Origin of the sequence: Idiomarina sp. H2 (assembly GCF_004364275.1) — a bacterium.
Lineage (GTDB): Bacteria > Pseudomonadota > Gammaproteobacteria > Enterobacterales > Alteromonadaceae > Idiomarina > Idiomarina loihiensis.
The window spans coordinates 1-24,490 of record NZ_SNZY01000004.1; the positions used below are offsets into that span (position 1 = coordinate 1).

At 48.7% G+C, this 24,490-nt stretch carries 24 protein-coding genes and 2 rRNA genes; 18 read left to right on the forward strand and 8 right to left on the reverse strand.

Going from position 1 to position 24,490, the window contains the following annotated elements:
- The 4 genes from DET62_RS06025 to DET62_RS06040 form a co-directional block, all read left to right on the forward strand.
- Nucleotides 1-75 (forward strand): 23S ribosomal RNA (locus tag DET62_RS06025); the annotation flags it as partial.
- A 150-nt stretch (nucleotides 76-225) separates the two neighbouring features.
- Nucleotides 226-341 (forward strand): 5S ribosomal RNA (gene rrf, locus DET62_RS06030).
- 321 nt (nucleotides 342-662) lie between these two features.
- Nucleotides 663-1,214, forward strand: coding sequence for a cytochrome b (locus tag DET62_RS06035; protein ID WP_011235787.1), 552 nt, complete (start codon nucleotides 663-665; stop codon nucleotides 1,212-1,214).
- Nucleotides 1,214-1,795 (forward strand): YceI family protein, encoded by a 582-nt coding sequence (locus tag DET62_RS06040; RefSeq protein ID WP_110013539.1) that lies wholly within the window; start codon nucleotides 1,214-1,216, stop codon nucleotides 1,793-1,795. Before DET62_RS06035 ends, DET62_RS06040 begins: the two co-directional genes overlap by 1 nt.
- Before the next feature lie 19 nt (nucleotides 1,796-1,814).
- Here DET62_RS06040 and DET62_RS06045 read toward each other — a convergent pair whose 3' ends face one another.
- The 4 genes from DET62_RS06045 to hemC are packed head-to-tail and all read right to left on the reverse strand — an operon-like array spanning nucleotide 1,815 to nucleotide 5,772.
- Nucleotides 1,815-2,978, reverse strand: coding sequence for a heme biosynthesis HemY N-terminal domain-containing protein (locus tag DET62_RS06045; RefSeq protein ID WP_110013538.1), 1,164 nt, complete (start codon nucleotides 2,976-2,978; stop codon nucleotides 1,815-1,817).
- Nucleotides 2,975-4,102 (reverse strand): uroporphyrinogen-III C-methyltransferase, encoded by a 1,128-nt coding sequence (locus tag DET62_RS06050; RefSeq protein ID WP_110013537.1) that lies wholly within the window; start codon nucleotides 4,100-4,102, stop codon nucleotides 2,975-2,977. The genes DET62_RS06045 and DET62_RS06050 overlap by 4 nt, the downstream gene beginning before the upstream one ends.
- Nucleotides 4,095-4,856, reverse strand: a complete 762-nt coding sequence (locus tag DET62_RS06055; RefSeq protein ID WP_110013536.1) for a uroporphyrinogen-III synthase — start codon at nucleotides 4,854-4,856, stop codon at nucleotides 4,095-4,097. The genes DET62_RS06050 and DET62_RS06055 overlap by 8 nt, the downstream gene beginning before the upstream one ends.
- Complete coding sequence (gene hemC, locus DET62_RS06060; protein ID WP_110013535.1) at nucleotides 4,831-5,772, reverse strand: hydroxymethylbilane synthase; 942 nt, start codon at nucleotides 5,770-5,772, stop codon at nucleotides 4,831-4,833. Before hemC ends, DET62_RS06055 begins: the two co-directional genes overlap by 26 nt.
- Before the next feature lie 92 nt (nucleotides 5,773-5,864).
- Between hemC and DET62_RS06065 the strand changes: the two genes are divergently transcribed.
- From DET62_RS06065 to DET62_RS06100, 8 genes are all read left to right on the forward strand, one after another.
- Entirely contained in the window at nucleotides 5,865-6,011 is a 147-nt protein-coding gene (locus DET62_RS06065) for a lipoprotein (protein ID WP_011235781.1), read from the forward strand.
- Entirely contained in the window at nucleotides 6,008-7,270 is a 1,263-nt protein-coding gene (lysA, locus tag DET62_RS06070; RefSeq protein ID WP_011235780.1) for a diaminopimelate decarboxylase, read from the forward strand. Before DET62_RS06065 ends, lysA begins: the two co-directional genes overlap by 4 nt.
- Before the next feature lie 2 nt (nucleotides 7,271-7,272).
- The gene (gene dapF, locus DET62_RS06075) at nucleotides 7,273-8,100 is read left to right on the forward strand and encodes a diaminopimelate epimerase (RefSeq protein ID WP_110013534.1); all 828 of its coding nucleotides are present in this window, start codon (nucleotides 7,273-7,275) and stop codon (nucleotides 8,098-8,100) included.
- Nucleotides 8,097-8,792 carry a DUF484 family protein gene (locus DET62_RS06080; RefSeq protein ID WP_011235778.1) on the forward strand — a complete coding sequence of 232 codons (696 nt, stop codon included), beginning with the start codon at nucleotides 8,097-8,099 and terminating at the stop codon, nucleotides 8,790-8,792. Before dapF ends, DET62_RS06080 begins: the two co-directional genes overlap by 4 nt.
- Nucleotides 8,779-9,681 carry a tyrosine recombinase XerC gene (locus tag DET62_RS06085; protein ID WP_011235777.1) on the forward strand — a complete coding sequence of 301 codons (903 nt, stop codon included), beginning with the start codon at nucleotides 8,779-8,781 and terminating at the stop codon, nucleotides 9,679-9,681. Before DET62_RS06080 ends, DET62_RS06085 begins: the two co-directional genes overlap by 14 nt.
- Nucleotides 9,682-9,706: 25 nt before the next feature.
- Nucleotides 9,707-10,417, forward strand: coding sequence for an HAD-IA family hydrolase (locus DET62_RS06090; RefSeq protein ID WP_034822916.1), 711 nt, complete (start codon nucleotides 9,707-9,709; stop codon nucleotides 10,415-10,417).
- 97 nt (nucleotides 10,418-10,514) lie between these two features.
- Nucleotides 10,515-12,686, forward strand: coding sequence for a DNA helicase II (gene uvrD / locus DET62_RS06095; protein WP_034822914.1), 2,172 nt, complete (start codon nucleotides 10,515-10,517; stop codon nucleotides 12,684-12,686).
- 75 nt (nucleotides 12,687-12,761) lie between these two features.
- Nucleotides 12,762-13,184, forward strand: coding sequence for an OsmC family protein (locus DET62_RS06100; protein ID WP_011235774.1), 423 nt, complete (start codon nucleotides 12,762-12,764; stop codon nucleotides 13,182-13,184).
- Here DET62_RS06100 and rarD read toward each other — a convergent pair.
- Together rarD and DET62_RS06110 are read right to left on the reverse strand one after the other, a co-directional pair.
- Nucleotides 13,161-14,096 (reverse strand): EamA family transporter RarD, encoded by a 936-nt coding sequence (gene rarD, locus DET62_RS06105; protein ID WP_034822912.1) that lies wholly within the window; start codon nucleotides 14,094-14,096, stop codon nucleotides 13,161-13,163. The two genes, DET62_RS06100 and rarD, sit on opposite strands and share 24 nt — an antisense overlap.
- Nucleotides 14,097-14,122: 26 nt before the next feature.
- A complete protein-coding gene (locus DET62_RS06110) occupies nucleotides 14,123-14,578 on the reverse strand; it encodes a thioesterase family protein (RefSeq protein ID WP_196803384.1) in 456 nt (151 codons plus the stop codon).
- Nucleotides 14,579-14,647: 69 nt separating this feature from the next.
- Between DET62_RS06110 and recQ the strand changes: the two genes are divergently transcribed.
- From recQ to DET62_RS06125, 3 genes are read left to right on the forward strand one after another with little or no spacing between them, the layout of a single operon-like run.
- On the forward strand, nucleotides 14,648-16,492 hold the full coding sequence (gene recQ / locus DET62_RS06115; protein ID WP_110013533.1) for a DNA helicase RecQ: 1,845 nt from the start codon (nucleotides 14,648-14,650) through the stop codon (nucleotides 16,490-16,492).
- Nucleotides 16,493-16,501: 9 nt separating this feature from the next.
- Entirely contained in the window at nucleotides 16,502-16,762 is a 261-nt protein-coding gene (locus tag DET62_RS06120; RefSeq protein WP_110013532.1) for a DUF3630 family protein, read from the forward strand.
- Complete coding sequence (locus DET62_RS06125) at nucleotides 16,755-19,547, forward strand: EAL domain-containing protein (protein WP_110013531.1); 2,793 nt, start codon at nucleotides 16,755-16,757, stop codon at nucleotides 19,545-19,547. Before DET62_RS06120 ends, DET62_RS06125 begins: the two co-directional genes overlap by 8 nt.
- Before the next feature lie 27 nt (nucleotides 19,548-19,574).
- Here DET62_RS06125 and DET62_RS06130 read toward each other — a convergent pair whose 3' ends face one another.
- Nucleotides 19,575-20,048 (reverse strand): Hsp20 family protein, encoded by a 474-nt coding sequence (locus tag DET62_RS06130; RefSeq protein WP_011235768.1) that lies wholly within the window; start codon nucleotides 20,046-20,048, stop codon nucleotides 19,575-19,577.
- Nucleotides 20,049-20,272: 224 nt separating this feature from the next.
- Between DET62_RS06130 and DET62_RS06135 the strand changes: the two genes are divergently transcribed.
- Together DET62_RS06135 and DET62_RS06140 are read left to right on the forward strand one after the other, a co-directional pair.
- Nucleotides 20,273-21,277, forward strand: a complete 1,005-nt coding sequence (locus DET62_RS06135; protein WP_110013530.1) for a hypothetical protein — start codon at nucleotides 20,273-20,275, stop codon at nucleotides 21,275-21,277.
- Between the two features lie 23 nt (nucleotides 21,278-21,300).
- The gene (locus DET62_RS06140) at nucleotides 21,301-22,125 is read left to right on the forward strand and encodes a mechanosensitive ion channel domain-containing protein (RefSeq protein ID WP_110013529.1); all 825 of its coding nucleotides are present in this window, start codon (nucleotides 21,301-21,303) and stop codon (nucleotides 22,123-22,125) included.
- Here the strand turns inward: DET62_RS06140 and DET62_RS06145 are convergent.
- A complete protein-coding gene (locus tag DET62_RS06145) occupies nucleotides 22,122-23,954 on the reverse strand; it encodes an ABC transporter ATP-binding protein (RefSeq protein WP_110013528.1) in 1,833 nt (610 codons plus the stop codon). The two genes, DET62_RS06140 and DET62_RS06145, sit on opposite strands and share 4 nt — an antisense overlap.
- A 115-nt stretch (nucleotides 23,955-24,069) precedes the next feature.
- Here DET62_RS06145 and DET62_RS06150 point away from each other — a divergent pair, with 115 nt between their 5' ends.
- Nucleotides 24,070-24,489 (forward strand): DUF6746 family protein, encoded by a 420-nt coding sequence (locus tag DET62_RS06150; protein WP_110013527.1) that lies wholly within the window; start codon nucleotides 24,070-24,072, stop codon nucleotides 24,487-24,489.
- Nucleotide 24,490 lies beyond the last annotated feature (1 nt).

Sequence of the window (24,490 nt, forward strand, 5' to 3'; positions counted from 1 at the left end):
CGTTGATAGGCGGGGTGTGGAAGCGTAGTAATGCGTTGAGCTAACCCGTACTAATTGCCCGTGAGACTTAACCATACAACACCCAAGGTGTTTGGGACGTTACGCACAAGCGAGCGACTTTACCGAATAAGTAGCCTGATGTTCACATCAGGTGAGATAGTGAATTCAACAGAGTGGCTTTTACTTAAAAAAGCAGTCAGTTTTTACATGTTGTGACAGTTTATGTCTGGCGGCCATAGCGGTGTGGCACCACCTGAATCCATTCCGAACTCAGAAGTGAAACACACCAGCGCCGATGGTAGTGTGGGGTCTCCCCATGCGAGAGTAGGTCACCGCCAGACTACAAATAAATAACCCCAGCCCAATCGGCTGGGGTTTTTTTATGCCTGCTGGGTAGCCTGACGTTCACGTCAGGTGAGATCCCTGAGGCTGTACTCCTTAACTCCTTTTAAAGCTGAAGCCGCAGCGCATTTACCCCGGTACCCAGCTCACCAACCGGCCTTTCGATTACTCTATCCCGAGCGTCCACCCCAACCACCCCACCTGATGCAAGAGCATCAGGCTACTACATTCTATTAATTAGATGTTAATCTACTAATAATACGTATTTTCATTCTATAAATATGAACTAATATAAAACTTAGACAAATCAGGAAAACTTTATGTGGAAAAACACATCAGATAAATACGGTTTGACAGCAGTATTAATTCACTGGCTGTCGGCCTTAATAATATTTGGTTTATTTGCTTTAGGCTGGTGGATGCTAACTCTGACCTACTACGACGAGTGGTATCGTCTGGGTCCCTGGTGGCATAAATCGTTTGGCATTACCTTACTTATTGTAACGGTTTTACGAGTGTTCTGGACTTTAACCAATACTAAGCCTAAACCTTTAGGTAGCAAGTTCGAGCGGTTAGGAGCAAAAGCAGGCCACTTTTTACTTTATTTACTGCTATTCACAGTAATGATTAGCGGTTTTTTGATTTCAACAGCAGATGGTAGTTCTATCAGCGTATTTGACTGGTTCTCGGTACCAGCAGTAATAACCGATTTACCAAAGCAAGAAGATATTGCTGGTGACATACATTGGTATTCAGCGTTGTCTTTAGTGATCCTGGCTGGTGGGCATGGGTTAGCAGCGCTGAAACATCATTTTATTAATAGAGACAGCACACTTATTCGAATGTTTGGAAAAACTAAGAGGAAATCATAATGAAAAAGACATTAATTGCAGCCGCTGTAGCGGGTAGTGCGTTATTTACGTCGGCAGCTATAGCTGAAGACTATAAAATTGATACTGAAGGTCAACACGCCTTTATTGAGTTTAAAATTAGTCACTTAGGCTACAGTTGGTTATACGGCCGTTTTAACGACTTCGAAGGCTCCTTTAGCTATGACGAGAATGCACCGGAGAATGCCTCTGTTAACGTCACAATCGATACCTCCAGCGTTGATACTAACCACGCTGAGCGTGACAAACACTTACGTGGCGATGACTTCTTGAGTGTTTCTGATCACCCTACTGCTACGTTCAAAAGTACTAAATATGTTCCGGACGATGACGACGAAGGTGAAGGCACTATGTATGGTGAATTCACTCTTAATGGTGTAACCAAAGAGATAGCAATCGAAGTTGAGCATGTTGGTGCAGGTAAAGATCCATGGGGCGGATTCCGTCGTGGCTTCGAAGGTGAAGTAGACCTAACCTTGGCTGATTACGGAATTGACTATAACTTAGGCCCAACGGCTAAAGAAGTTGAGCTGACGCTGTCAATTGAAGGTATACGTCAATAATTACAGCGCCAACGTTTAACTAGTGAGCTAACGCCTCTTTATAGGCGTTAGCAGCTAGCTGACTATCACCAAGAGCATGATAAGCATTGCCCAATAAGCGGTAGACGTGACTGCTGGGTTCAATTTCTACTAACTTTTTCAAAGCACGTTGCGCTAACGAAAAGTCCTGATTATCCATAGCGATTTGTGCAAGAGCATAGAGGTAATCTCTATTTTCCGGATCTTGTTTCAACTGAGCTTGAACAAACTCCAGCAACTTTTCCGATTTCGCATTAAATAAATGCAAAGAGTTAACGGCAGCTGGTTGCAACTCCCCTCTTTTTAATCCTTTTAAAATCACTCTGGCAGAGACTTCGTAATCACCTAAATGTTTTAACGCGGCGGCATAACTCAACCTGATGGTTGCGTCGCTGCGTTGTTTACTGGGAAGGCTGCGCCACTCGTTGTACAGCATCTCGTTACTTTTGCGACCCTCAGCAACAAAGCGTTCAAAATAGACTTGATATTCAAGACGGTCAAACTCCGCCGGAGCAAGGTCAGTTACACGGCGTAACTCAGGTAATAGCTCTTTCAGTTGCTGCCAGTTTCCAGACGCTTTAAAGACCCGGTACGCTAACTTAAGTACATTGGCAGAGTGTGGCTTAGCTTCTAATAAGCTTCGCATCTCTTTATCCGCTTCTGCCGGGTCTTTTTTTACCAACTGTTCAATGGAAACAAGCTGAAGCAGTGTATCTGCATTATCATAAAATGCCCCTGCTTCATCGTGCCAGTAAGTTGCCTTTCCGGCGTCTTTATTGAGACAGGCGGCAATTGCAGTTAACGCGGCAATGTTGTTATCAGGAGATTTTTTGTAAGCCTTAGACAGGCTCTCAGTTGCTTTTTCGGGATTGTCATCCAGCAGCTCGCGTATGCCCTGCTGAAAAATGTTCTGAGCTTTACGTTCGCTTCGATTTGCCAACCACTTCCGACCCTGGCGGGTTTTGCTAAGCAGCCGGCGCAGTAATGACACCACAACACTGAGTACGGCAATTGCCACAATAGTAACGACAAACAGGCCGACTACGGTTGTCTCAATCGCTACTCCGGCAAACTGAACTAAAACATAGCCCGCGTTACCCGACGCGAGTGGTCCAATAATGGCCCCCAATATAATGATGACAACCAGAGCGATGATCCATTTCATGAGGCATCTCCCTGCTCAATAGCCTGAGCGATGAAGTCCAGCGATTCAAGCTGCTCTATACTCAGCTGTTCAAAGTCTTCCTGGCCTAGTGACTGAATACGCGAAATAATATCCTGTGAAGCTGCACCATCGCCTTTTACCTGCGCAATTAGTTTAGATAATTGGTCCAGGTAGCGCTGCCACAATTCATCATTGTTCTGTACAGCCGCCTGTTGAGCCAGAGTAAAGAGTAGTTGAATGCGTTCGTTTATTGCTGTGCGCTGGGTCGCACTCAGCAGAGGTTTAGGATCGCTGTCCACGGGTTGAATGCGGATAAAGTTATCAAGGAATGACTGCCAGTTAGCGCTCAGGTTCGTTTGCCAGTCATTAACATCGTCACTGACATTCTGAGTGTCGGAACTTAAGCGCTGTTGATTACTGTTTACTTCGTCGGGCAGGTCAGACACGCGTTGTTGCAGACCCACGAGTTGCAGCGCCAGGTCAGTATTGTCTGCTTTAACTGCTGCGTTCACTCGTTCAATATCGCCCGCCAGCTTCTCGCGGGTACGAATTGCGTTACGACTGTCGATACCCGACAGTTGCTGGTCGGCTAACTTCAAAAGTTGCAGCGCCGCTTTGTAGTCGTCCTGACTCCACATCATTCGTGCAGCCGCTGATAAGGTTTGTTTTATTTCCAGTAGACGCCAGTAAGCCGCTTTTTCGGCAGGCGTTTTGCGCATATCGTCACGAAGATCTTCGAGGCTCTGACGCAAACTCGTCAGTTCCCGCTGCAGTTGTTGGTCGGTGTTACTCAACCTATCCAGTTCGCGGGACTGCACGGTGTTCTGTAGTTGTTGTTCCAGATTTCCAACGGAACGTTCCAGTTGTTTAAAGCGCGTTTCAACCGGATCTTCCTGCGGTTGCTCACTAACCTGTTCAGAGTCTGTCTTAAATAAACCAGGGAAACGCGTATAGCCCCAGTATGCGGCGGCGACAATAGCGATTAAAACAATAAGCCAGACTAAGCGTTTGAAGAAACGCCCGCTACTTTTCTCGGCGGTTATGGTTTCTTCTTCTGTGCTCTTCTCGCTACTTTGTTCATTATTCTGAACTTCTTCGTTCTCAATTTTATTCTCTTCAGTCATGAGTTTTTCCATCCGCTATTAGCGCATTCATTAGTATGGCGTCCGCTGCACTGCCTGTCACTTTGATATTGTCTGATTGTCCGAAAGGAATCAAACCTTTCAGACGATGACTAGGAACTATCCACTGACAGCTATCCAGCCAGCTTTGGGCAGAGTTTGGCATAGACGACAAAAAGTATCCCAGTTGTTCAGCGCTGGTAACAACAATAGTACCAACTGAGCTTATCCACTGCTGAATCAGTTCAGGGTCGTTCAATGTGAGTTGTTTTCGGCGATACACTTCCCAGTAATCGACAGAAGCTCCGCGAGCTCGTATGGCATCCGCCAATAATTCACGACCGCCTTCTCCGCGAATGATCAACCAGTTCTGTTGCTGCAGTTTTTGTAATTCAGATAACTCCAGCAACCCTTCCGACTGATGTATGAAGGCCGGACAGCTCACGGCAGTGTTTAAATGTTTGCACGCAAAAGAAGCGGTTCCCGGACCGACTGCATAATATTTAGAAGGAACCCCGCTAAAACCAGCCCGGGAGGCATAATGAGCTGCATTTTTACTGACAATAACAATGCCGTCCCAATGCTTTTGTTTAATCTGGGTCAGCTGCTCTTTATTCACAGGTAAAGGCTCTATCTCAATAAAACTGTGAACAAAGCATTTTCTGCCAGTTTCGCGCAGCTGTTGGGTAAAGTCGTCCGGACTCTTGCCCGGACGCAGCAGTAAAACCGCTTTATGAGAGACTGGATTCACTGTCATAGACTGCGCTCAGAATTTCAGCTGCACCTTGTTTAAGTAACCGCTCAGCAAGCTCTGAACCTAACTCTTCGGCTTTAGACGCCGGGCCGCGCACTTCATCACGAAGCACTTTTCCGCCATCAGGTTCACCAACCAGGCCGCGTAAATAGACTTCATCACCTTCCAGCTCTGCATAAGCACCAATAGGCACCTGACAGCCGCCATCCAGCCCGCGGTTCATTGCCCGTTCAGCTAACACCCGGGTACGGGTTTCCTGACATTGCAGCGGTGCAAGTAAGGCTTTCATTTCGTCGTCATCGCTGCGGCACTCAATACCCAGTGCGCCTTGTCCATTAGCCGGTAATGACTGCTCCACCGGAATAAAGGAGGTAATGCGGTCGCCCAGCTCCAGTCGAATGAGACCCGATGCCGCCAGGATAATGGCATCAAATTCACCTTCATCCAGTTTGCGTAAACGTGTTTGAACGTTGCCGCGTAAATCTTTTATGACTAAATGTGGAAACTGCTCTTTTACCTGGCAGCGGCGACGTAAACTACAGGTTCCGACTACTGCGCCTTCCGGCAGCTCATTAAGGTTTTTGTAGTTGTTGGATACAAAAGCATCGCGCGGATCTTCGCGTTCGCAAATGGTGTGAAGCTCCAGCCCCGGCGGGAACTCAACCGGTAAGTCTTTCATGCTGTGTACGGCAATATCAGCACGGCCTTCCAGCATCGCCACTTCCAGTTCTTTTACGAACAAGCCTTTACCGCCAATTTTTGCCAGCGGAGTATCCAGAATGACATCGCCCTTGGTAGACATAGGAACCAGCTCTACCGACAGGCCCGGATGCAGCTTTTCAAGGCGTTGTTGAATGTGTTCAGCCTGCCATAAAGCCAGCTTGCTTTTGCGTGTTGCAATTCTAACGCGTTGGGTCATTCGTTTTCCTTTACGACGATTAATGACTTTTTAGGTATCTGGTGCGATGATAGGCATCATAGAAACCCAAACGGAATACCTATAGTTTAGCGATGTTTAGTCGAATTGTAATCAAGACGCTGGTGCTATCAGCCATTTTAATGACTTTAGTCGGTTGTGGTCAGAAAGGACCACTGACGCCTGAGCCTATGCCAGAGCAAAATACACCTGCAGAGCCGCCAGCGGAAGACACCAAATGAGCGAATTAATTGACTATAAAAATGGTCAGTTTCATATTGAAAACTGCGACGTCGAGAGTCTTATTGAGCGTTTTAGTTCGCCTTTGTATGTTTATTCCAAAGGTCAGATTCTAAAAAACTGGCGTGAGTTTCAGCAATACTGGCCCGCACCTCATAAGCTGTGTTATGCAGTAAAAGCCAATAGCAATTTAGCTATTTTGCAGTTACTGGCTGAGCATGGCGCAGGTTTCGATATTGTTTCCGGTGGCGAGCTTCAGCGCGTACTCATGGCTGGTGGTAAAGCTGGCGACGTGGTCTTTTCCGGTGTAGCGAAGTCAAAAGACGAAATCATTATGGCGCTGGAAGCGGGCATTGGCTGCTTTAACGTAGAGTCTGAGGCGGAGCTTGAGCGTATTCAGGACATTGCTGCCGCCATGGACAAACAGGCTCCGGTGTCGTTAAGAGTGAACCCCGACGTTGATGCCAAAACGCATCCGTACATTGCCACAGGCATGAAAGCCAACAAGTTTGGCATTAGCATGTCACTGGCCAAGCCGGTTTTTCTGAAGGCGCATAGCCTACCTAATATTAATTTAATTGGTGCTGACTGCCATATTGGCTCACAAATAATGACAGCTGAGCCTTTCCTCGATGCAGCGCAGCGCATGTTTAACCTGGTTTCGGAACTGGAAAAAGACGGTGTCCAGCTGACACACCTGGATTTAGGTGGCGGTTTTGGTGTGGCGTATCAGCCGGAAGAGCCGTTGGATAAGTCCTTTTATTTAAAGGAACTGGTCAAGTTAGCCGAGAATTACCCGCAAATTACTTTGGTACTGGAACCCGGTCGTGCTATTACCGCAGACGCGGGTGTTTTGCTGACCACAGTGGAATACATTAAACCCTCAGAAGATAAGAACTTTGTGTTGGTTGACGCCGGCATGAACGATTTAATACGTCCGTCTTTGTACCAGGCCTGGCACGACATTTTACCCGCGCACGAAAATAAGCGCGGCGGCGACCAGTTGAATGATATTGTCGGCCCGGTGTGTGAAACCGGCGACTTTTTCGGACACGCACGGCATTTAAATGTGCAACAGGGCGACGTACTGGCCATTAAACATGCCGGTGCCTATGGTTTTACTATGGCGTCTAACTATAACAGTCGTGGCCGCCCGCCCGAGGTTTTGGTCTCAGGTGATAATGCTACACTGATCCGCGAACGTGAAAGCTTTAACGATCTCGTCCGGGGCGAGCACTTGTTACACCAGGAAGGCCAATAAAAATGTTATTACATTTTTCAAAAATGCACGGGCTCGGCAACGACTTTATGGTGGTGGATAACGTCACTCAGAATTTATATGTGAACCCAGACCAAATACGTCGCTGGGCAGACCGGCACACGGGCATTGGCTTTGATCAGATGCTGTTAGTTGAGCCGCCCTATGACCCTGATTTGGATTTTCACTACCGCATTTTTAATGCCGATGGCAGCGAAGTTGCTCAATGTGGTAATGGTGCCCGCTGCTTTGCGAAGTTTGTAAAAGCTAAAAACTTAAGCAATAAGAATCACCTTAAAGTCAGTACCAAGGCCGGAAAAATGGTTCTGCACTTAGAGAAAGACGGTCAGGTGACGGTGGATATGGGCGAACCCTTATTCGAACCGGCGGCGGTGCCTTTTAAAGCGCAAAAAGCAGAACAGACCTATGTTTTAAGAGTAAAAGAAGAAACGGTTCTTTGTGGTGTTCTTGGTCTGGGCAATCCGCATTGTGTTATCGCTGTGGATAACGTCGACACGGCACCCGTGGAAACTCTGGGAGCGGCTTTGGCAGCGCATGAGCGGTTCCCCGAAAGCGTGAATGTAGGTTTTATGCAGAAAGTATCGGCTGATGAAATTAAACTGCGCGTGTTTGAGCGTGGTGTTGGTGAAACTCGGGCGTGCGGCAGTGGCGCCTGCGCCGCAGCTGTAGCCGGCATTCAGCAAGGCTTATTAAATGAGCGAGTAAAAGTCAGCTTGCCCGGCGGGGACTTAATTATCCGTTGGCAGCAGGGGCAGCCTGTAAAAATGACCGGCCCCGCAGAATTAGTTTACGATGGACAAATGGTGTTATGAGTAGCGAATCGAAAATGATTGCAAATGAACGTTTAGACGACAGCCTTATAAGAGAATACTTACAAGAGAACCCTGATTTTTTCACGAGAAACGATGACTTACTGGCTCAGTTACAGTTTCAACACAGTGAAAAAGGCGCCGTCTCGTTAATTGAACGGCAGCAGCAAAAGCTGCGTTTGCGCGTACAGCAGCTGGAAGAAGAAATTACCGAGCTGATGATAAACGCGCGCCGCAATGAAGCGATTTTCTCGGCTTACAGCAACTTATACGTAAGTCTGTTGCGCTGTCAGAGCCTGAGCCAGGTTCTGGATGAACTGCAAAACACCTTTGAGAATGAGCTGGAAATGCCGGCCTTGTCCTTGAAGTTTTTCGACAGCCCGGTCGATTTAGGCGAGCAGTACAGCTTTGCTTCCGACACTCACAAGAAGCTACTAAGCAAACGTTTCAATGAAAGTTCTATTTATCTTGGTCGCTTAACGGAGCAAGAGCATAAGCTGTTGTTTCAGGACGAAGAGATTGCTTCAGTGGCGTTACTACTTCTGGGTGACAATGGCGAACTGGGGATGCTGGCAGTTGGTAATACTAACGCCAGTCACTTCGAGCCGGCCATGGACAAGTTACTGATCAATCAGCTACAGGCCTTGCTCAGCGCATTGTTACCGGGGCTACTGCAAAACCATGAAGCTGCATGACTGGCAGCAAAAATGGATGCAACAACTGCAGGGAGAGCGGGGCTTAGCGGAGCTAACGCTAAAGAATTACCAGCGCCTTATCGCCGCTGATCTGACTGCTCTTGAACTGCAAAAAATAACGGAACCTAAAGCGCTGCGTGTCCCTGTTATTGAACGGCTTTTAGTCGGTTGGCGGCGCAATGGGCTGGGTGAACGCAGTATCGCTTTAAAACTATCGGCATGGCGCACTTTCTGTCAGTTCATGGTGGAATCTAACGCTATGGATGACAACCCGGCCATGTCAGTATCGGCACCTAAAATTCCCAAACGCTTACCCAAAAACCTCGATGTGGATAGTATTTCTCATTTACTGGATTTACCCACAGATGATGATTTAGCCATTCGCGATGCCGCCATGATGGAGCTGCTCTATGCCAGTGGTATTCGTCTGGCGGAGCTGGTGAGTCTTGATCTAGACCACATTGACCACCGTATGATGCAATTACGGGTGACCGGTAAAGGCAGCAAAACACGCATTGTGCCCTTTGGCCGTTGTGCTGAAAAAGCCTTAAAAAAATGGTTGTCAGTGCGTCAGGCCTGGTTAAATCAAAAGCCTGAGCTGGCGCTCTTTGTGAGCAAACGGCTACAGCGTATTAGCCCCCGTACTGTGCAGCAGCGGCTGAATTACTGGGGCAAACAACAAGGTGTGGTGGGTGACTTGCACCCGCATAAGTTACGGCATTCGTTTGCCTCTCATATGCTGGAATCCAGTGGTGATTTGCGCGCTGTGCAGGAAATGCTTGGACACGCTAACTTATCCACAACTCAGGTGTATACTCATCTGGACTTTAAACGTTTAGCCAGTGTTTATGACAGCGCCCACCCGCGCGCCCGGAAAAAATCGACTTAACTTTATCAAATAAGAGTAACGCGTTATGCAGTTCCACCGCCGCTGGCATTTACCCAAAGTTATCAGTTTTGATTTAGACGACACGCTTTATGACAACGTGCCGGTTATGCAGCGTACGGAAGAAGTCGCTCACAGCTATATTGCGGAACAATACCCGCAAACTGCTGAGTGGGACATGCACCACTGGCGCCGCTTCCGTGATGAAGTCAGCCGTACCGACGAAACTCTTGCCAGCGATATGACCAAACTGCGCCTGAAGACCCTGGAGCTGGGGTTAGAGAAGTTCGGTGTTGATGATTCGGCAAGGGCCGCGAATACCATTATGGATGTGTTTCTGTCCGAGCGCAGTAACTTTGAAGTGCCACAAGACAGTATAAAATTATTGGAGGCTCTGTCGCAGCGTTACAAATTAATTGCGCTGAGTAATGGCAATGTTAATGCGGATAAAATTGGTCTGGCTAAGTACTTCGAGCTGGTGATTCAGCCCGGAGACGGCATTCGCGGCAAACCCCTGCCCGATATGTTCGCCGCCGCTGAACGAAAGTTACCTGAGTTGCAACCGCATGAGTTCTTACATGTGGGAGATCATCCATATTCCGATATTCTTGGCGCGCAGCGTCATGGTTGGCAGTCGGCCTGGCTAACCTCGGGGCTGGGAACCACTGCGCACTTATCGGTGTTGCCAACCGTTACTTTGCATAACCTGAATCAGCTACAACGGCTTTTATTGGATTAAAGCCGGCGAACAACTACTGGTTGCTTATACAGTGATGCACTATTACACTGACGGCATAACGTAATACAGTTCTCAATAATGATTTAGGTGACCGCTAATGAGTACACACCCGCTTCTGGCAGATTTAAACGAACGACAGCAGCAGGCCGTATCTGCAACCGACGGTCACATGCTGGTTCTGGCCGGAGCCGGTAGTGGTAAAACCCGTGTTCTGGTGCACCGCATTGCCTGGCTTATTCAGGAGCGGCAGTATTCGCCCTTTAGTATTCTGGCTGTTACCTTTACCAATAAAGCGGCAGCCGAAATGCGCGGACGGGTTGAGCAACTGGTAGGCAGCTCGGTACGTGGTATGTGGATTGGTACCTTCCATGGTCTGGCGCATCGCTTATTGCGTGCGCATTATATGGACGTTGGTCTGCCGCAAAACTTTCAGATAATTGACAGCGACGATCAGCAACGGCTCATTAAGCGTTTAATTAAAAGCTTAAACCTGGATGACAAACGCTGGCCGGCAAAGCAGGCGCAGTGGTACATCAATGGTAAAAAAGACGAAGGTCTGCGCCCGCAGCACATTGAAACCTACGACCCTACGGAGCAAACCTTAAAAGAAATCTACACTTTGTATCAGGAAAGCTGTGACCGAGCCGGCCTGGTGGATTTTGCCGAATTGCTGCTGCGCGCGCACGAGTTACTGCGGAATAACCGCATTGTCCGCGAGCATTATCAAAACCGCTTCCGCCATATTCTGGTCGACGAGTTTCAGGACACCAACTCCATTCAGTACGCCTGGATCCGTTTATTAGCGGGCAGTCAGAACAGCGTGACCATTGTTGGTGACGATGACCAGTCCATTTATGGCTGGCGCGGTGCTAAAGTCGAGAATATTCACCAGTTTTTATCGGATTTTGAAGGTTCTGAAACCATTCGGCTGGAGCAAAACTATCGCTCTACAAGCACCATTTTGCGCGCCGCAAACTCGGTTATCTCGAATAACTCGGGGCGTCTGGGTAAAGATTTGTGGACCGACGGTAACGACGGCGAGCCAATCAGCCTGTATGCGGGCTTCAATGAAATGGACGAAGCCCGTTATATTGTGGCGCGAATTGAAGAATGGCGCGATCAAGGCGGTTCACTGCAAGATTCTGCTATTTTGTACCGAAGTAACGCACAATCACGCATTTTAGAGGAAGCTTTATTGCATGCACGCGTGCCGTATCGTATTTATGGCGGCTTGCGTTTCTTCGACCGCCAGGAAATAAAAGACGCACTAGCGTACTTGCGAATTCTCGGCAACCGCGACGATGACGCCGCTATCGAGCGGGTGATCAATACGCCGACGCGGGGCATTGGTAACCGTACTATGGATATGATCCGCCAGGCTGCCCGAGAACGTGAAGAGTCTTTATGGCAGGCGGCAAAATATATGGTCAATGAAAAGCAGTTGGCCGGGCGTGCGCGTAACGCGGTGGGTTCGTTTCTGGATTTTATCGAGAACTTAGACGACGAAACCGAAGAGTTTTCATTAGGCCGCCTGAGTGACGAAGTCATTAAGAAAAGCGGTCTGATGGCCATGTACGAGGCCGAAAAAGGCGAAAAAGCGGAAACCCGGGTCGAAAACTTAAAAGAGCTGGTGACTGCCTGTGAAAACTTCACTCTGGATGATGCCGAAGAAGACATGACACCGCTGAATGCGTTTCTGGCACACGCCTCGCTTGAAGCTGGCGAAGAGCAGGCCGATGAATATCAGGATGCCGTACAGCTCATGACACTGCACAGTGCTAAAGGTCTGGAATTTCCTTTAGTGTTTATGACCGGTGTGGAAGAAGGCCTGTTCCCGTCTCAGCAGTCCATGGATGAGCCCGGAAGGCTGGAAGAAGAGCGCCGCCTTTGCTACGTCGGTATGACTCGCGCAATGGAAAAGTTAGTGCTTACTTATGCAGAGCAGCGCCGTATTTACGGTCAGGAGTTGTTTCATAAAGTTAGTCGCTTTATCAGTGAAATACCGGCGGATACTTTGCATGAAGTGCGGCTGCAAACCCGGGTAGAAAAGCCCGCCAGTTATGGCCGATTCAATAACGCAGCCAGCCACGAAAGCTTTGAGCAAACGGGGTATTCATTAGGCCAGCGGGTACGTCACCCTAAGTTTGGCGAGGGTACGGTGCTGAATTATGAAGGTACCGGTCCGCAATCCAGAATTCAGATTAACTTCGACAATGTCGGCAGCAAGTGGCTGGTTGTTGCTTATGCACGACTGGATCCGGTTTTCTAAAGTGTAAAGAGGTGATCAAAAACCGCATTCTTCGACTACCTTTAAGGTACATACATACAATGTCGGAGGCATTTTATGAAACGCTCTGCAAATGCACAGTGGAAAGGTAGTATAAAAGAAGGTTCAGGCGTTGTTTCAACGCAAAGCGGTGTTTTAGACAGTACCCAATACTCATTTAAGAGCCGCTTTGAAGAAGGCAAAGGCACCAACCCGGAAGAACTTCTGGGTGCGGCGCACGCAGGCTGTTATGCCATGGCGTTTTCGTTAATGCTGGGTGAATCTGGCTATGAGCCGGACAGTATTGATGCTAAAGCCGAAGTGTCGTTAGAAGAAGATGGTGACGGCTTCAGTATCGCTAAAATTCATCTGAAGGTGAAAGCCAGTATTCCGGATATTGACGAAGACAAATTCCAGAAACTGGCTGAAAAAGCGAAAGAAGGCTGTCCTGTCAGCAAAGTGCTGAAGGCTGAAATCTCAATGGATGCCAGCCTCAGCTGAAGCTAACTTCTTCTTCGCTTTACGATCACGCTGGCGCTGTATAATAGAATCGAAACTGTACAGTGCCAGCGCACTCCAGATAATAATGAAAGTGACCAGCTTACTTTCTTCTAAAGGCTCACCGTAAACCACTACCGCCAAAGCAAACATTAATGTTGGAGCTATATACTGGAAAAAACCCAGTGTCGCATAACGCAGGCGCTGTGCTGCTGAGGTAAAACACAGTAGTGGAATGGTTGTGACCAGCCCGGCGGCAACGAGCAACAGGTTTAACGTCCACGGGTTAGCGGTTAAATCACTACTGGCTGATTCGGCAAACACAAACAGATAAATAAGCATTACCGGGAATAGAATCGCAGTTTCAAGCCAAAGTCCGCTAATAGAATCGACCGGCAGACGTTTGCGAATGGCGCCGTAAATGGCAAAACTAGAGGCTAAAGCCAGAGCCACCCAGGGTACCGAGCCAAAGGTAACAATTTGGATGGTAACGCCCACCACGGCCATACCAATGGCAACTAACTGCAAGCGGCGCATACGTTCGGCAAAAAACACCATTCCGATAGCCACATTCAATAATGGGTTAATGTAGTAGCCGAGGCTGGCATCTAACATGTGGTTACTGTTGACGGCCCAAATAAATAAAAACCAGTTACCACCCAGCAGGCAGGTTGCCAGGGTTAAGCGTAGTACTAATTTGCGGCTTTTCAGAATAGGGCGAATGCGGTCCAGTCGCTTCATGGCAACTATTAGTACAAACACCATCAAAAATGCCCAGATAATTCTATGGGAGAGTATTTCTAGCGCAGGTACTTGTTTCACCAGCTTGAAGTAAACCGGTGCTATGCCCCAAAAAGTATAGGCTGCAAGTGCGAAAAAAACGCCTTGCCGCGCCCGAACAGCGTCATCGGACATGTCGATAGAATCCTTTTTTATCAGCGTTAGCCGACCAGATAAGTCCCGGTTCCGAACGCTATGTGCGTGCCTTCTTCGTTGTGCAACTCCATCCGTGCCACCGCTACTTTATTACCTGAGCGGATAATGGTTGCGCTGGCTATGAACTCGGTACCGCGTCCCGGACGAAGATAATCAACCCGAAGGTCAATAGTACCACAACGGCTCAGACGCTCCATTAAATAAGCTTCAGTAGGAGACTCCAGTCTGTCGACCATGCCGGCAATAGCGACCAGTCCTCCGGCGGTGTCCAGGGCTGTTGCGGTAACCCCGCCGTGCAGCATACGCTGTGGCACATTACCCATAAGTTGTTCCTGCCATTTAAATCGAATTTCACCACGCGCAGGGTTAAACTCCGTAATTTCCAGGCCAAGCAGTGCCTGGAACGGAACCTGAGTGTTCATAAACTCGGAAACTTTTGTCAGTATTGTTTGTGTATTCATTTTCGGCATGGTGATTAGCGGACAGGACGCTTACAATAAGAGCATGTTACTCGGGAAGTCAATATAACCATGCACAGCAGTACCGCCGAAAAAGCACAATTTGATCCGCTTAAGCAGCAGCTTGAATCTACCTTTGGCTATCATCAGTTTCGTGATGGCCAAGAGGATATTATGCAGGCCGCTATGCAAGGGCGTGACTCTCTGGTGCTGATGCCAACCGGCGGCGGTAAGTCGCTGTGCTACCAGTTGCCGGCTATTTGTGGTGACGGCCTTACCCTGGTTATTTCACCGTTACTGTCGTTAATGCAGGATCAGGTCGAGGCACTTAAAGCTCTGGATATTTCCGCGGCGACGCTGCATTCCGGGGTGTCATCGCAAGAATCTATGGCAACCATGCAAGGGCTTCAGAGCGGTGACATTAAGCTGCTTTATGTAAGTCCAGAGCGGGTTTTACAACCAACCTTTATTGAACGCCTGCAAACCTTAAAGCTGAATTTTATTGCGGTGGATGAAGCCCACTGTATCAGCCAATGGGGACATGACTTCCGGCCTGAATACGGCAAACTTGGAGTACTGCGTAATTACCTGCCCAATGTGCCTTTTATGGCATTAACGGCAACCGCAGACTCTGCCACCCAGCACGATATTATTGAACGGCTGTGTCTGCGCGAACCCTTGGTGCACCGCAGCTCGTTCGACCGGCCCAATATTCGTTACGTAGTGCAGGAAAAGTACAAGCCACTGAAGCAGGTTCGTGACTACGTTAAAAAGCAAAAAGGCGCCGCCGGTATTATTTATTGCGGCAGTCGCAAAAAAACTGAAGAGCTGTCGGAAAGTCTGCAGCAAGCCGGGGTGCGTGCTGCACCCTACCACGCCGGTATTGAGCACCAGATAAAGGAAAGTACCCTGCGCCAGTTTCTGCGTGACGACATAGACGTTGTTGTTGCGACGGTGGCCTTTGGTATGGGTATTAATAAGCCCAACATTCGTTTTGTTATTCATTTTGATATTCCCCGTAGTGTTGAGTCTTACTATCAGGAAACCGGGCGTGCCGGGCGCGATGGCCTTCCAGCAGAGGCCGTCATGCTTTATGACCCACGTGACGCGCAGTGGATACGACGCATGATAGAAGATCAGGAGAATGAGCAGCGGCGCTTGGTCGAGGCGCAAAAGTTTTCAGCTATGCAGGCTATGGCAGAAGCGCAGACCTGCCGGCGGCTGGTGGTGTTGAATTATTTTAATGAATACTCGGATAAAGAGTGTGGAAACTGCGATTTGTGTCTGGACCCGCCCCAGCGCTACGATGGTCTGGAAGATGCCCAAAAGGCACTGAGCTGTGTGTACCGAGTCGGTCAGCAGTTTGGTATTAACCATGTAGTTGAGGTTTTGCGTGGTTCAAAAGCCCAGCGTGTTCTCGAGCTGGGACACGACCAGTTGAGCACGTACGGCTTAGGCAAATCGGAAACCCAGGAGCACTGGTTTTCGGTATTACGACAGCTCATTCACCGGGGGCTTATTCTGCAGGACATTCGGCGTTTTGCGGCGTTGCAACTGACTGACGCCGCACGTCCTGTTTTAAAAGGCGAAGTGCCGCTGGAACTGGCTAAGCCGCGAATAGAATTAACCGCAACCAAAACCCGAATTACTGATCGGGGTGACTATAATAAAATTTTGTTCCGGCGTTTACGCAAGTTACGTAAAGACATTGCTGACCGTGATCAGGTGCCGCCTTTTGTGGTGTTCAGTGATGCGGCACTGGTGGAAATGTGCGTACACTACCCCACAACAGCCAAAGATATGTTAGACATCAATGGTGTTGGAGAAGTTAAACTGGCACGTTATGGCAATGAGTTTATGCAGGCTGTGGAAGCGTTCTTGTCCGGTGCCAGCGAGCGAGAATTATTTAATGGGTAAAGAATAATAATGGAAGACAACATCATTACGCTAAAAAGTACACCGCCGGAAGCTGACCATGAGCTTTGGGTAAACGAACTTTGTGAGCGCATTGGTGCTACGGTCCGTGAAAAAGAATGGGCAGCAGACCAGTTTTGCTGGCGTTTGAGTATTAACCAGCGGCACTGGCTGCTGTTCTATTCGGAAATTTGTGATGCCGTCTGGTTACAAGCTCTGGAAGAACCCGAAGCTACAGTAGAAGCACGCCTGGCGGAGTATGGTTATGTTTAACTATTGGTTTGCCGCACTACTGTTAGCGTTAACCCTGATACCATCGGCTTTTGCTCAGGACCCTCTGACCGTTTCTCCGCAAAGCTCGCGGTTAATGCTGAATGAACATCTCAACTACCGGGTGGTCAACGCCAATCTGCAAGTTGAGAGCATTGCTATTAATGAACCGCAGCGCTGGTTAAGCTCTGAGGAGCTGCAGGATCATAACTACGCCGGTGAACGACCGAATATCTGGGGTGTAGTTCCCCTGTTTAATCGCAGTAACGCGCCGCTTACTCTTCACCTGCATTTTAGCGATCCTTACCTGGAGCAAGTTGGGGTTTATTTACTGGATAAAAATGGGCAAATCGAGAACAGCAATATCAGCCGGTTTTCTACTCCGTTGTTGCAGCGCGAATACTTGTCGCATGAGCAAGTATTGCCCGTAACTTTACCGGCCAACAAAATTGTCTGGTTGGCGGTGTCGGTGCAGCAATGGCCTGAACAAATGCCGTCTATAGGTCTGTGGCAGCCAGGCGACTTGCAATTACACCTTCAGCAGCAACAAACCGCTTTGGGCGTTAACGCCGGTATTCTTATTCTGTTAGCTTTAGCAGCGGCTGTTTCAGCGCGGTTGTTCGGTAGCCGCCTGTTAATTTCCTTTGGCGGCCTGACATTAACCTTTACTCTTTCGCTGCTGTCACACAGTGGCATCTGGATTACCTATTTTACGCCATACTCGCCGGACATTGCTGCGGAGCTGAAGGTGTATATCAGCCAGCTTCTGGTTCTGGCTCTTAGTTGGTTTATATGGGAGTGGTCGCGTTTTCGCTTCAAATTCTCCCGCTTCAACCGTATTGGTTATGCGGTAATGATGGTGTCAATTGCACTGACCATTTTGCTGCCGTGGCTGTCCGAGCCCTGGCGGTTGGCCTCTGTATCCTGGCAAATTAATGCGCTACTGCTCTGGGGAGGAGTCGTTATTGGTCGTAGCCTGCAGAAACAACCTGTGGCGGGTCATAAATGGCAAACGGTATTGATGGTTCTGACCATTATATCTGCCTGGCTGCTGGTTTCACCGCGCTATAACCCAATTTGGGAAGGGCTTTCCGGGTTATTGTTGTATAGCGGCCTGACGTTAGTCACAACCATGTTTTTGCTGGCGCTAGAGCGCTATCGATTTAGTCGCCTGGTACAGCGCATTAGCAATTTAAAACGTAACCGAAAAATTTTAAGGCGGCGTTTATGGCGTATTTTAAAACGAACCGGAGAAGGTTGGTTCAGAGTTAACCCTGACGGCAGTATTAAACAGGTTAACCGACAAATGATAAAAATTTTGTCAGCTCATTCTTTGAAGCAAATTCAGACGCATTGGCCAAAAGGTTTTAGCATTGAAGGGCTGCGCCAACTGGTTTCTATTGAGCGGCTTGATGGTCGTAAAGTATGGCTAGATATTGAGTTGTTTCCTGACAATACCGGGCGTATGGCCGATGTAACAAAACGCATGGAAGCGGAAGTTCATCTTAACTTTCTGGCACACCACGATGCCTTGACGGGTCTGTTAAATGTGCGCGAGTTTCGACGCCTGCTGCAATCTCGCCTGGATAGAAAAAAGACAACCAGCGTTACCATTATTCGTCTTAATGGTTTGCAGGTTATTGCGGATCAAGCCGGTGCTGACGGTCGTGATCAGGCGATACTGCAGCTGACATTATCCTTGCAGCAAAAAGCGCCTAAAAGCGCGCGTGTCGCACGCATAAGTGAAGCAGAAATTGCGTTGCTGACGAACGAAGATGAACAAGCGGCGTTTGCCCAGGCGCATCGTTTACTGCAAGTTTGCAGAGAGTTTCGTTTCAGTAGTGAAAAACGTATTTTTCAGCTGACAGGTCACGCCGGTATTGCTTACAGTCATGGCGAAAGCCTGGCCGCCAGCACCGTCATGCGGCAGGCTCGGGAAGCCGTGCAACTGGCAATGCAGCAGGGTGACTATCGAGTTCATTCGCACAGCGAAGCCGATCAGAAACGCTTGATTGGGCAAGCTGAGGAAGAGTGGGAAGCGCGGCTGAAGAAAGCGTTACGGGAAGAAAACTGGCAGTTGTTTGCGCAACCACTGGTCAGTGCCGCAAAAAGTGAGGATAAGCATTGCTTCGAGTTATTATTGCGACTGCCGGGTAACGAGAGTGACGAGGCTGTTGCTCCGCAGCAGTTTTTACGAGCCGCTCTTAATGCCGGCGTTATGGGTAAAGCTGACCGCTGGCTGGTCAGGGAAGTTATTGAGCATTTTAATGAACAACCCTTTGAAGCTAATCGCACCTGGCGCTGTCATATTAATTTGTCCGCGCAAAGTCTGGAAGATGTCGACTTTATTCGCTTTATAGAGCAAATCCTGAAGCATTCTATATTACAGCCGGAGCAGTTGGTCTTTGAGGTGGCAGAACCTGATGCCAATGAGTATTTTGATGAAACTTACCGTCTGTTCAGAGAGCTTAAGGACTTAGGTATTGGTACTGCTTTAGATCAGTTTGGTACCGGCTTTAATTCGTTCCGGCTTATGCGGCAATTACCGTTAACGCAAATTAAGGTTAACAGGTTTTGGGTGCAGGACATGCTGGTAGATGCGGTTGATGCGGAGCTGGTCGCCAGCTGTGTGCGCATTGCTAAGGTTCTTGATATTGAGGTATGTGCAGTAGGTGTGGAAAGTGATGAAGCACGTATTAAGCTCACTCAGCTGGGCGTAGACTATATCCAGGGGTTCGTCTGTGGGCACCCAGTAGAGTGGCAACGTCAGGAAAAACAGGGCGGCTAATCGCCGCCCCTCATCCAGTGCTTAAGTTTAAGCAGCACTTTCCTTACTTTTGGAACGATCTTGCAGCAGGTCTTTAGTTGAACTGCTAATGTCGATACGTTTCGGTTTCTTGGCTTCAGGAATATTCTTCACCAAGCCGACCGTTAACAGACCGTTCTTTAAGGCTGCGCCGGTGACTTCAATGTGCTCAGCCAGGCTGAACTTACGTTCGAAGGCACGGTTTGCAATGCCGCGGTGCAGATATTCGCGTTTTTCGTTTTCTTCGGCTTTTTTGCCGGTCACACGAAGCACGCCGTTCTCTACTTCAATTTCCAGATCATCCTCTTCAAAACCTGCAACCGCCAGTGTAACGGCGTACTGGTTTTCTGCTACCAGTTCAATGTTGTAGGGAGGATATCCGGTTGCACCAGTATCTGAGCGTAGTGCCGAATCCAGCAAAGATGCCATGCGGTCAAAACCTACACTGCTACGATATAGAGGGCTTAAGTCGATAGTTGCCATAGTCATTCTCCTTTGAAGCAATAACTTTAAAATGTTTAATTAAGTGACACACCATGTGTCGGTTAAGGCGGCTCTCTCAGAGACACCAGCCTTAACTTCTATATGTGTACTGCGCAATTTGGTTTCAAGAGTCGGGTTGCAAAATTTTCATTGGACTCTGCTTCAAGGCACTCTATTATCGGGGCTAAGCAATACTTTATTTATTTGTGAAAAGGACTCTCAGGATGGCCGAAGAGCCAGAAAAAACGTGGCAATGGGTGACAGTCGATGACTATGAAAAACCTGCCGTGCCCACCACGATAAAGATAAAAAAGTGGTGGAAAAAATTTGTTCGCTGGATAACACCAGAACAAGAACAGGAAGGTGAGGAAGAGCAATCGCAAGTACTGGAACTGAGTTTTGATACTGCTGCAGAGACCCTGGATGATTGCTTTTCTGACTGGTTAAATGACGATGACGATAGCAGCTTACGCTGGATTATTGCGCCACCTCACTCGGGTGTTGAGGAAGCGGTGCAAAAGTGGGCTGAGAAGCATAGTCTAGCGGAAGTGAGCCTGCCCGGCAGAGAGTCACTTTGCGACCCTGATGATTCTCCTATGCCGGATTTTTCTCCTAAGTCCGATGATAATAAGCCCTGGATAATGCCTCAGTTAGCACACAGTTTTCTGCGCCAGACGAACGGTTTGCGCTGGGTGCGGGAATTCTTCGCTCAGGTACTGTCCGGTGAAGCGGGTAAAGGCGTTATTGTTTGTGACAGCTGGGCCTGGGCTTTTCTGGAAAAAGTCTGGCCGGTGCCGGTAAATCAGTTATGGACATTGCAAGGGCTGGATCAAAACGCCCTTGAGCGGCTTGGATTAGCTCGCGGAGATGGTCGTTTACGGGCTTTAGCCGCATTAAGCCGGGGTAATGCTGGTGTCGCTGCGGCCTATTCTGACCGTTATCAACGTGGCAGCGAAAAGACCTTTGACACACCGGCGCTACCCTCGGAGATAAATGATGCCACTGCTTTTGTCTGTTATGCCCTGTTGCTTCACCGGGGCATGAGTAAAACGCAGTTGGTGCAGGTATTGCCGATAGTTTCAGGCAGCCAGCTTGAAATTCAGTTACAGGTGCTTAAACAACGTGGCTTGATTGAGCTAGAGCAAGAGCTTTGGTATGTCACTGCACGCGGCTATCCTGTTGTCAGGGATTTGCTCATGTCCCGCGGTTTTTGGTTAGACCGGTTTTAACGGTGCGGGCTTAGGAGAAAGTAATGGAAACAGGTTCAGTAAAAGACGTTGCCGGGCTATTCAAGTCGCTGGACGGCTTCGCCATTTTTGAAATTGCTGTGATTTTTGCCCTGGCACTGGCCGTCGTTTGGCTTACCCAGCGCGTTTTACCCTGGGTAGCCGCGCATTTGCACGGCAAAAGGCGATTATACATTCTGGCCATGGTGCCAATGATCCGCATAGTGGTTCTGGTCATTGCGCTGGTTATGATTATTCCGCGTATTATTGAGCCCACTTTACAAAATATGGTGGCGACCCTGGGCGCCGCCGGTTTGGCGATAGGCTTTGCGTTAAAAGATTATGTAAGTAGCTTAATTGCCGGGGTGGTTGCCGTTCATGAGATGCCTTACCGTCCCGGCGACTGGATAGAGGTAGACGGAACCTATGGTGAAGTGACACACATTGGTATGCGAACCGTTGAATTAGTGACCAGCGACGACACGGTCATCTGGGTACCGCACTTAAAGCTTTGGGATAACCTCATCCATAATGCCAACAACGGTGGGCCCAGCTTAATGTGCATTGCTGAGTTTTATACTCAGCCGGAAGCCGACGCCTATCAAATTCGCGACGCGCTGGAGGAAGTAGCGCTGACCAGCCCTTATCTGCAACTGGGTAAGCCAATAGCGGTTACTGCAGCAGAACAACCCTGGGGCACAAAGTACCGATTAAAAGCCTACCCCATTGACCCCAGACAACAGTTTCAGTTTATTACCGATATGACCGCCCGGGGTAAAAAGCGTCTAATCGAATTGGGCGTACGCTTCGCCAAGGTTGAATCGGACGAAGCGTACGAGTTCACTCATTAAGCTTCTTCCGCTAAAAAGCCGCCGGACTGGTGACGCCATAACTTGGCGTAGAGTCCGTCCTGAGCAAGCAGCTGTTCGTGGCTGCCCTGCTCAATAATCTCCCCCTGATCCATTACCACCAGCTTGTCCATAGCCGCAATAGTGGATAAGCGGTGGGCAATAGCAATAACCGTTTTGCCCTGCATGAGTTTATACAGGTTTTCCTGAATGGCGTTTTCTACTTCCGAATCCAGCGCTGAGGTTGCTTCGTCCAGAATCAGAATGGGCGCATCTTTTAGCATGACACGAGCAATAGCAATTCGCTGGCGTTGACCGCCTGATAGTTTCACGCCGCGCTCGCCGACATGGGCATCCAGACCCGTACGACCTTTGCTGTCGCTTAAGTCCGCAATAAACTCCTCGCAATGCGCCTGTCGTATTGCCTTCATTAAGTCCTCTTCACTGGCATCGGGGCGCCCGTACAAAATATTGTCGCGTACTGAGCGATGCAGTAAAGAGGTGTCCTGAGTCACCATGCCAATGTTCGCGCGCAAACTGTCCTGCTGCACTTTATGAATGGGCTTATCATCAATACGAACTTCGCCGTCCTCGACGTCGTAGAAACGTAACAACAAATTCACCAGCGTGGATTTACCCGCCCCGGAGCGTCCGACAATACCGACTTTTTCGCCCGGTTTAATGTGCAGATTAAAGTCATCCATAACGCCATGACCTTTGCCATAATGGAAGCGAACATGGTCAAAATTAATGTCGCCGGAAGTCACATTCAAAGCGGGTGCATTGGGTTCATCGACAATGCGCTGTGGCACCGCAATTGAGCCAATACCGTCCTGAACGGTACCAATGCTTTCAAACAGGGTCGACATTTGCCACATGACCATTTGCGACATACCAAACAAGCGCAGAACCAGACCAATAACGACAGCAACAGCGCCTAAAGTCACAGCATTATCCATCCACAGCACAATGGCGGTGGCGGCAGAGCCGAACAACAGTGCGCAGTTTATAAAGTAGAGAAAGCCGTAAAGCTGGGTAACCAGGCGCATTTGCTTATGCACCGTCCCCAAAAAGGTGTCCATACCCTCGTGCGCAAACTCGGCCTCGCGCAGCGAGTGTGAAAACAACTTAACGGTTTGAATGTTGGTATAGGAGTCGACAATGCGTCCGGTCATATTAGAGCGGGCATCGGCCTGTTCAGCTGATATTTTACCCAGTTTAGGCACAAAGAAGCGTAACAACAGAGCGTACAGAATAAGCCAGCAAGCCAGCGGCAGCATCATTCGCCAGTCGGCACTACCAATAATGACAAACATCCCCAGGAAGTAGACCGCGACGTAGTTCACAACCTCAATAAAGGTCATGATGCACTGCCGCAGCGCGAGCGAGGTTTGCATTAATTTGGTGGCAACCCGGCCAGCAAACTCGTCCTGATAGTAACTCATGGACTGTTTCATCAGGTAGCGGTGCCCCAGCCAGCGAATGCGCATGGGGAAGTTACCCAGCAACGTCTGGTGGGTTAGCATAGAATGAAACCAGACCAGTAAGGGAAGACCGATTAAAACCATCGCGCTCATTCCAAGCAATGGCCAGAACTGATCGTTTAATAAGGTTTCTTTGTCCTGTGCTGACAGCCAGTCAACAATTTGCCCTAAAAAGCCAAATAACCAGACTTCGGCAATGGCAATAGCGGCCATAAGCAGCGCGGTTACCGCAATAAAAGGGGTCGCCCCTTTGGTAAAGTGCCAGCAGAATGCAAAAAATCCGGTAGGAGCCTGAGTCGGTTCCTCCGTAGGAAAAGGGTTTAATCGGCGCTCAAACCAGGAAAACATTGCTTCACTCCTTGAGATACATCAAGCTAAAGCATATCAGGTTCACCGCCGTTCATCTTGTAAAAAACGGACACATGAACAATAATGATAACTATTAACAATAAATGAGGTTTTTATGAAACTTTTGTCCATGATGGCTGCAGGCGCGGCACTGCTTTTTAACGTAGCGGCAATGGCCGACGACGATGATCAGCAATACCAACATTTTAAATCTGAGCCAGCCGAGAATCTGGAACAGGCTATTATGAACCTGAACGAGTATAACGCGAAACTGCAGGAAATCGTGAATGGCGATTTAACTGCACAGGACATGGCTAAAGTTCATGAACTGACCTACACACTGGAAGTGGCGCTGGCGCGTTTAAGCAAAGAACTGGATATTGCAGCGAATTCGCTGGAAGAAGTTCATCTGGGTTCTGAACAAATGAATAAACAGCGCGTTAAAGGCTTTGGTAAAAGCTACTTAGACACGCTGAACCATGTGTTGGGCGAGCACCGCAAACACCATAAGGGCGACCGAAAAAAGCAGCATTAAT

Excerpts from the sequence above, each read along its gene's own strand:
- DET62_RS06090 (WP_034822916.1), top strand. The coding sequence starts at position 9,707 with ATGCAGTTCCACCGCCGCTGGCATTTACCCAAAGTTATCAGTTTTGAT.
- dapF (WP_110013534.1), top strand. The coding sequence starts at position 7,273 with ATGTTATTACATTTTTCAAAAATGCACGGGCTCGGCAACGACTTTATG.
- DET62_RS06110 (WP_196803384.1), bottom strand. The coding sequence starts at position 14,578 with ATGAATACACAAACAATACTGACAAAAGTTTCCGAGTTTATGAACACT.
- DET62_RS06050 (WP_110013537.1), bottom strand. The coding sequence starts at position 4,102 with ATGACTGAAGAGAATAAAATTGAGAACGAAGAAGTTCAGAATAATGAA.
- uvrD (WP_034822914.1), top strand. The coding sequence starts at position 10,515 with ATGAGTACACACCCGCTTCTGGCAGATTTAAACGAACGACAGCAGCAG.
- DET62_RS06100 (WP_011235774.1), top strand. The coding sequence starts at position 12,762 with ATGAAACGCTCTGCAAATGCACAGTGGAAAGGTAGTATAAAAGAAGGT.
- DET62_RS06065 (WP_011235781.1), top strand. The coding sequence starts at position 5,865 with ATGTTTAGTCGAATTGTAATCAAGACGCTGGTGCTATCAGCCATTTTA.
- recQ (WP_110013533.1), top strand. The coding sequence starts at position 14,648 with ATGCACAGCAGTACCGCCGAAAAAGCACAATTTGATCCGCTTAAGCAG.
- DET62_RS06125 (WP_110013531.1), top strand. The coding sequence starts at position 16,755 with ATGTTTAACTATTGGTTTGCCGCACTACTGTTAGCGTTAACCCTGATA.
- DET62_RS06120 (WP_110013532.1), top strand. The coding sequence starts at position 16,502 with ATGGAAGACAACATCATTACGCTAAAAAGTACACCGCCGGAAGCTGAC.
- DET62_RS06055 (WP_110013536.1), bottom strand. The coding sequence starts at position 4,856 with ATGACAGTGAATCCAGTCTCTCATAAAGCGGTTTTACTGCTGCGTCCG.
- DET62_RS06130 (WP_011235768.1), bottom strand. The coding sequence starts at position 20,048 with ATGGCAACTATCGACTTAAGCCCTCTATATCGTAGCAGTGTAGGTTTT.
- DET62_RS06040 (WP_110013539.1), top strand. The coding sequence starts at position 1,214 with ATGAAAAAGACATTAATTGCAGCCGCTGTAGCGGGTAGTGCGTTATTT.
- DET62_RS06080 (WP_011235778.1), top strand. The coding sequence starts at position 8,097 with ATGAGTAGCGAATCGAAAATGATTGCAAATGAACGTTTAGACGACAGC.
- DET62_RS06085 (WP_011235777.1), top strand. The coding sequence starts at position 8,779 with ATGAAGCTGCATGACTGGCAGCAAAAATGGATGCAACAACTGCAGGGA.
- rarD (WP_034822912.1), bottom strand. The coding sequence starts at position 14,096 with ATGTCCGATGACGCTGTTCGGGCGCGGCAAGGCGTTTTTTTCGCACTT.
- DET62_RS06045 (WP_110013538.1), bottom strand. The coding sequence starts at position 2,978 with ATGAAATGGATCATCGCTCTGGTTGTCATCATTATATTGGGGGCCATT.
- DET62_RS06140 (WP_110013529.1), top strand. The coding sequence starts at position 21,301 with ATGGAAACAGGTTCAGTAAAAGACGTTGCCGGGCTATTCAAGTCGCTG.
- DET62_RS06145 (WP_110013528.1), bottom strand. The coding sequence starts at position 23,954 with ATGTTTTCCTGGTTTGAGCGCCGATTAAACCCTTTTCCTACGGAGGAA.
- DET62_RS06035 (WP_011235787.1), top strand. The coding sequence starts at position 663 with ATGTGGAAAAACACATCAGATAAATACGGTTTGACAGCAGTATTAATT.
- DET62_RS06150 (WP_110013527.1), top strand. The coding sequence starts at position 24,070 with ATGAAACTTTTGTCCATGATGGCTGCAGGCGCGGCACTGCTTTTTAAC.
- hemC (WP_110013535.1), bottom strand. The coding sequence starts at position 5,772 with ATGACCCAACGCGTTAGAATTGCAACACGCAAAAGCAAGCTGGCTTTA.
- DET62_RS06135 (WP_110013530.1), top strand. The coding sequence starts at position 20,273 with ATGGCCGAAGAGCCAGAAAAAACGTGGCAATGGGTGACAGTCGATGAC.
- lysA (WP_011235780.1), top strand. The coding sequence starts at position 6,008 with ATGAGCGAATTAATTGACTATAAAAATGGTCAGTTTCATATTGAAAAC.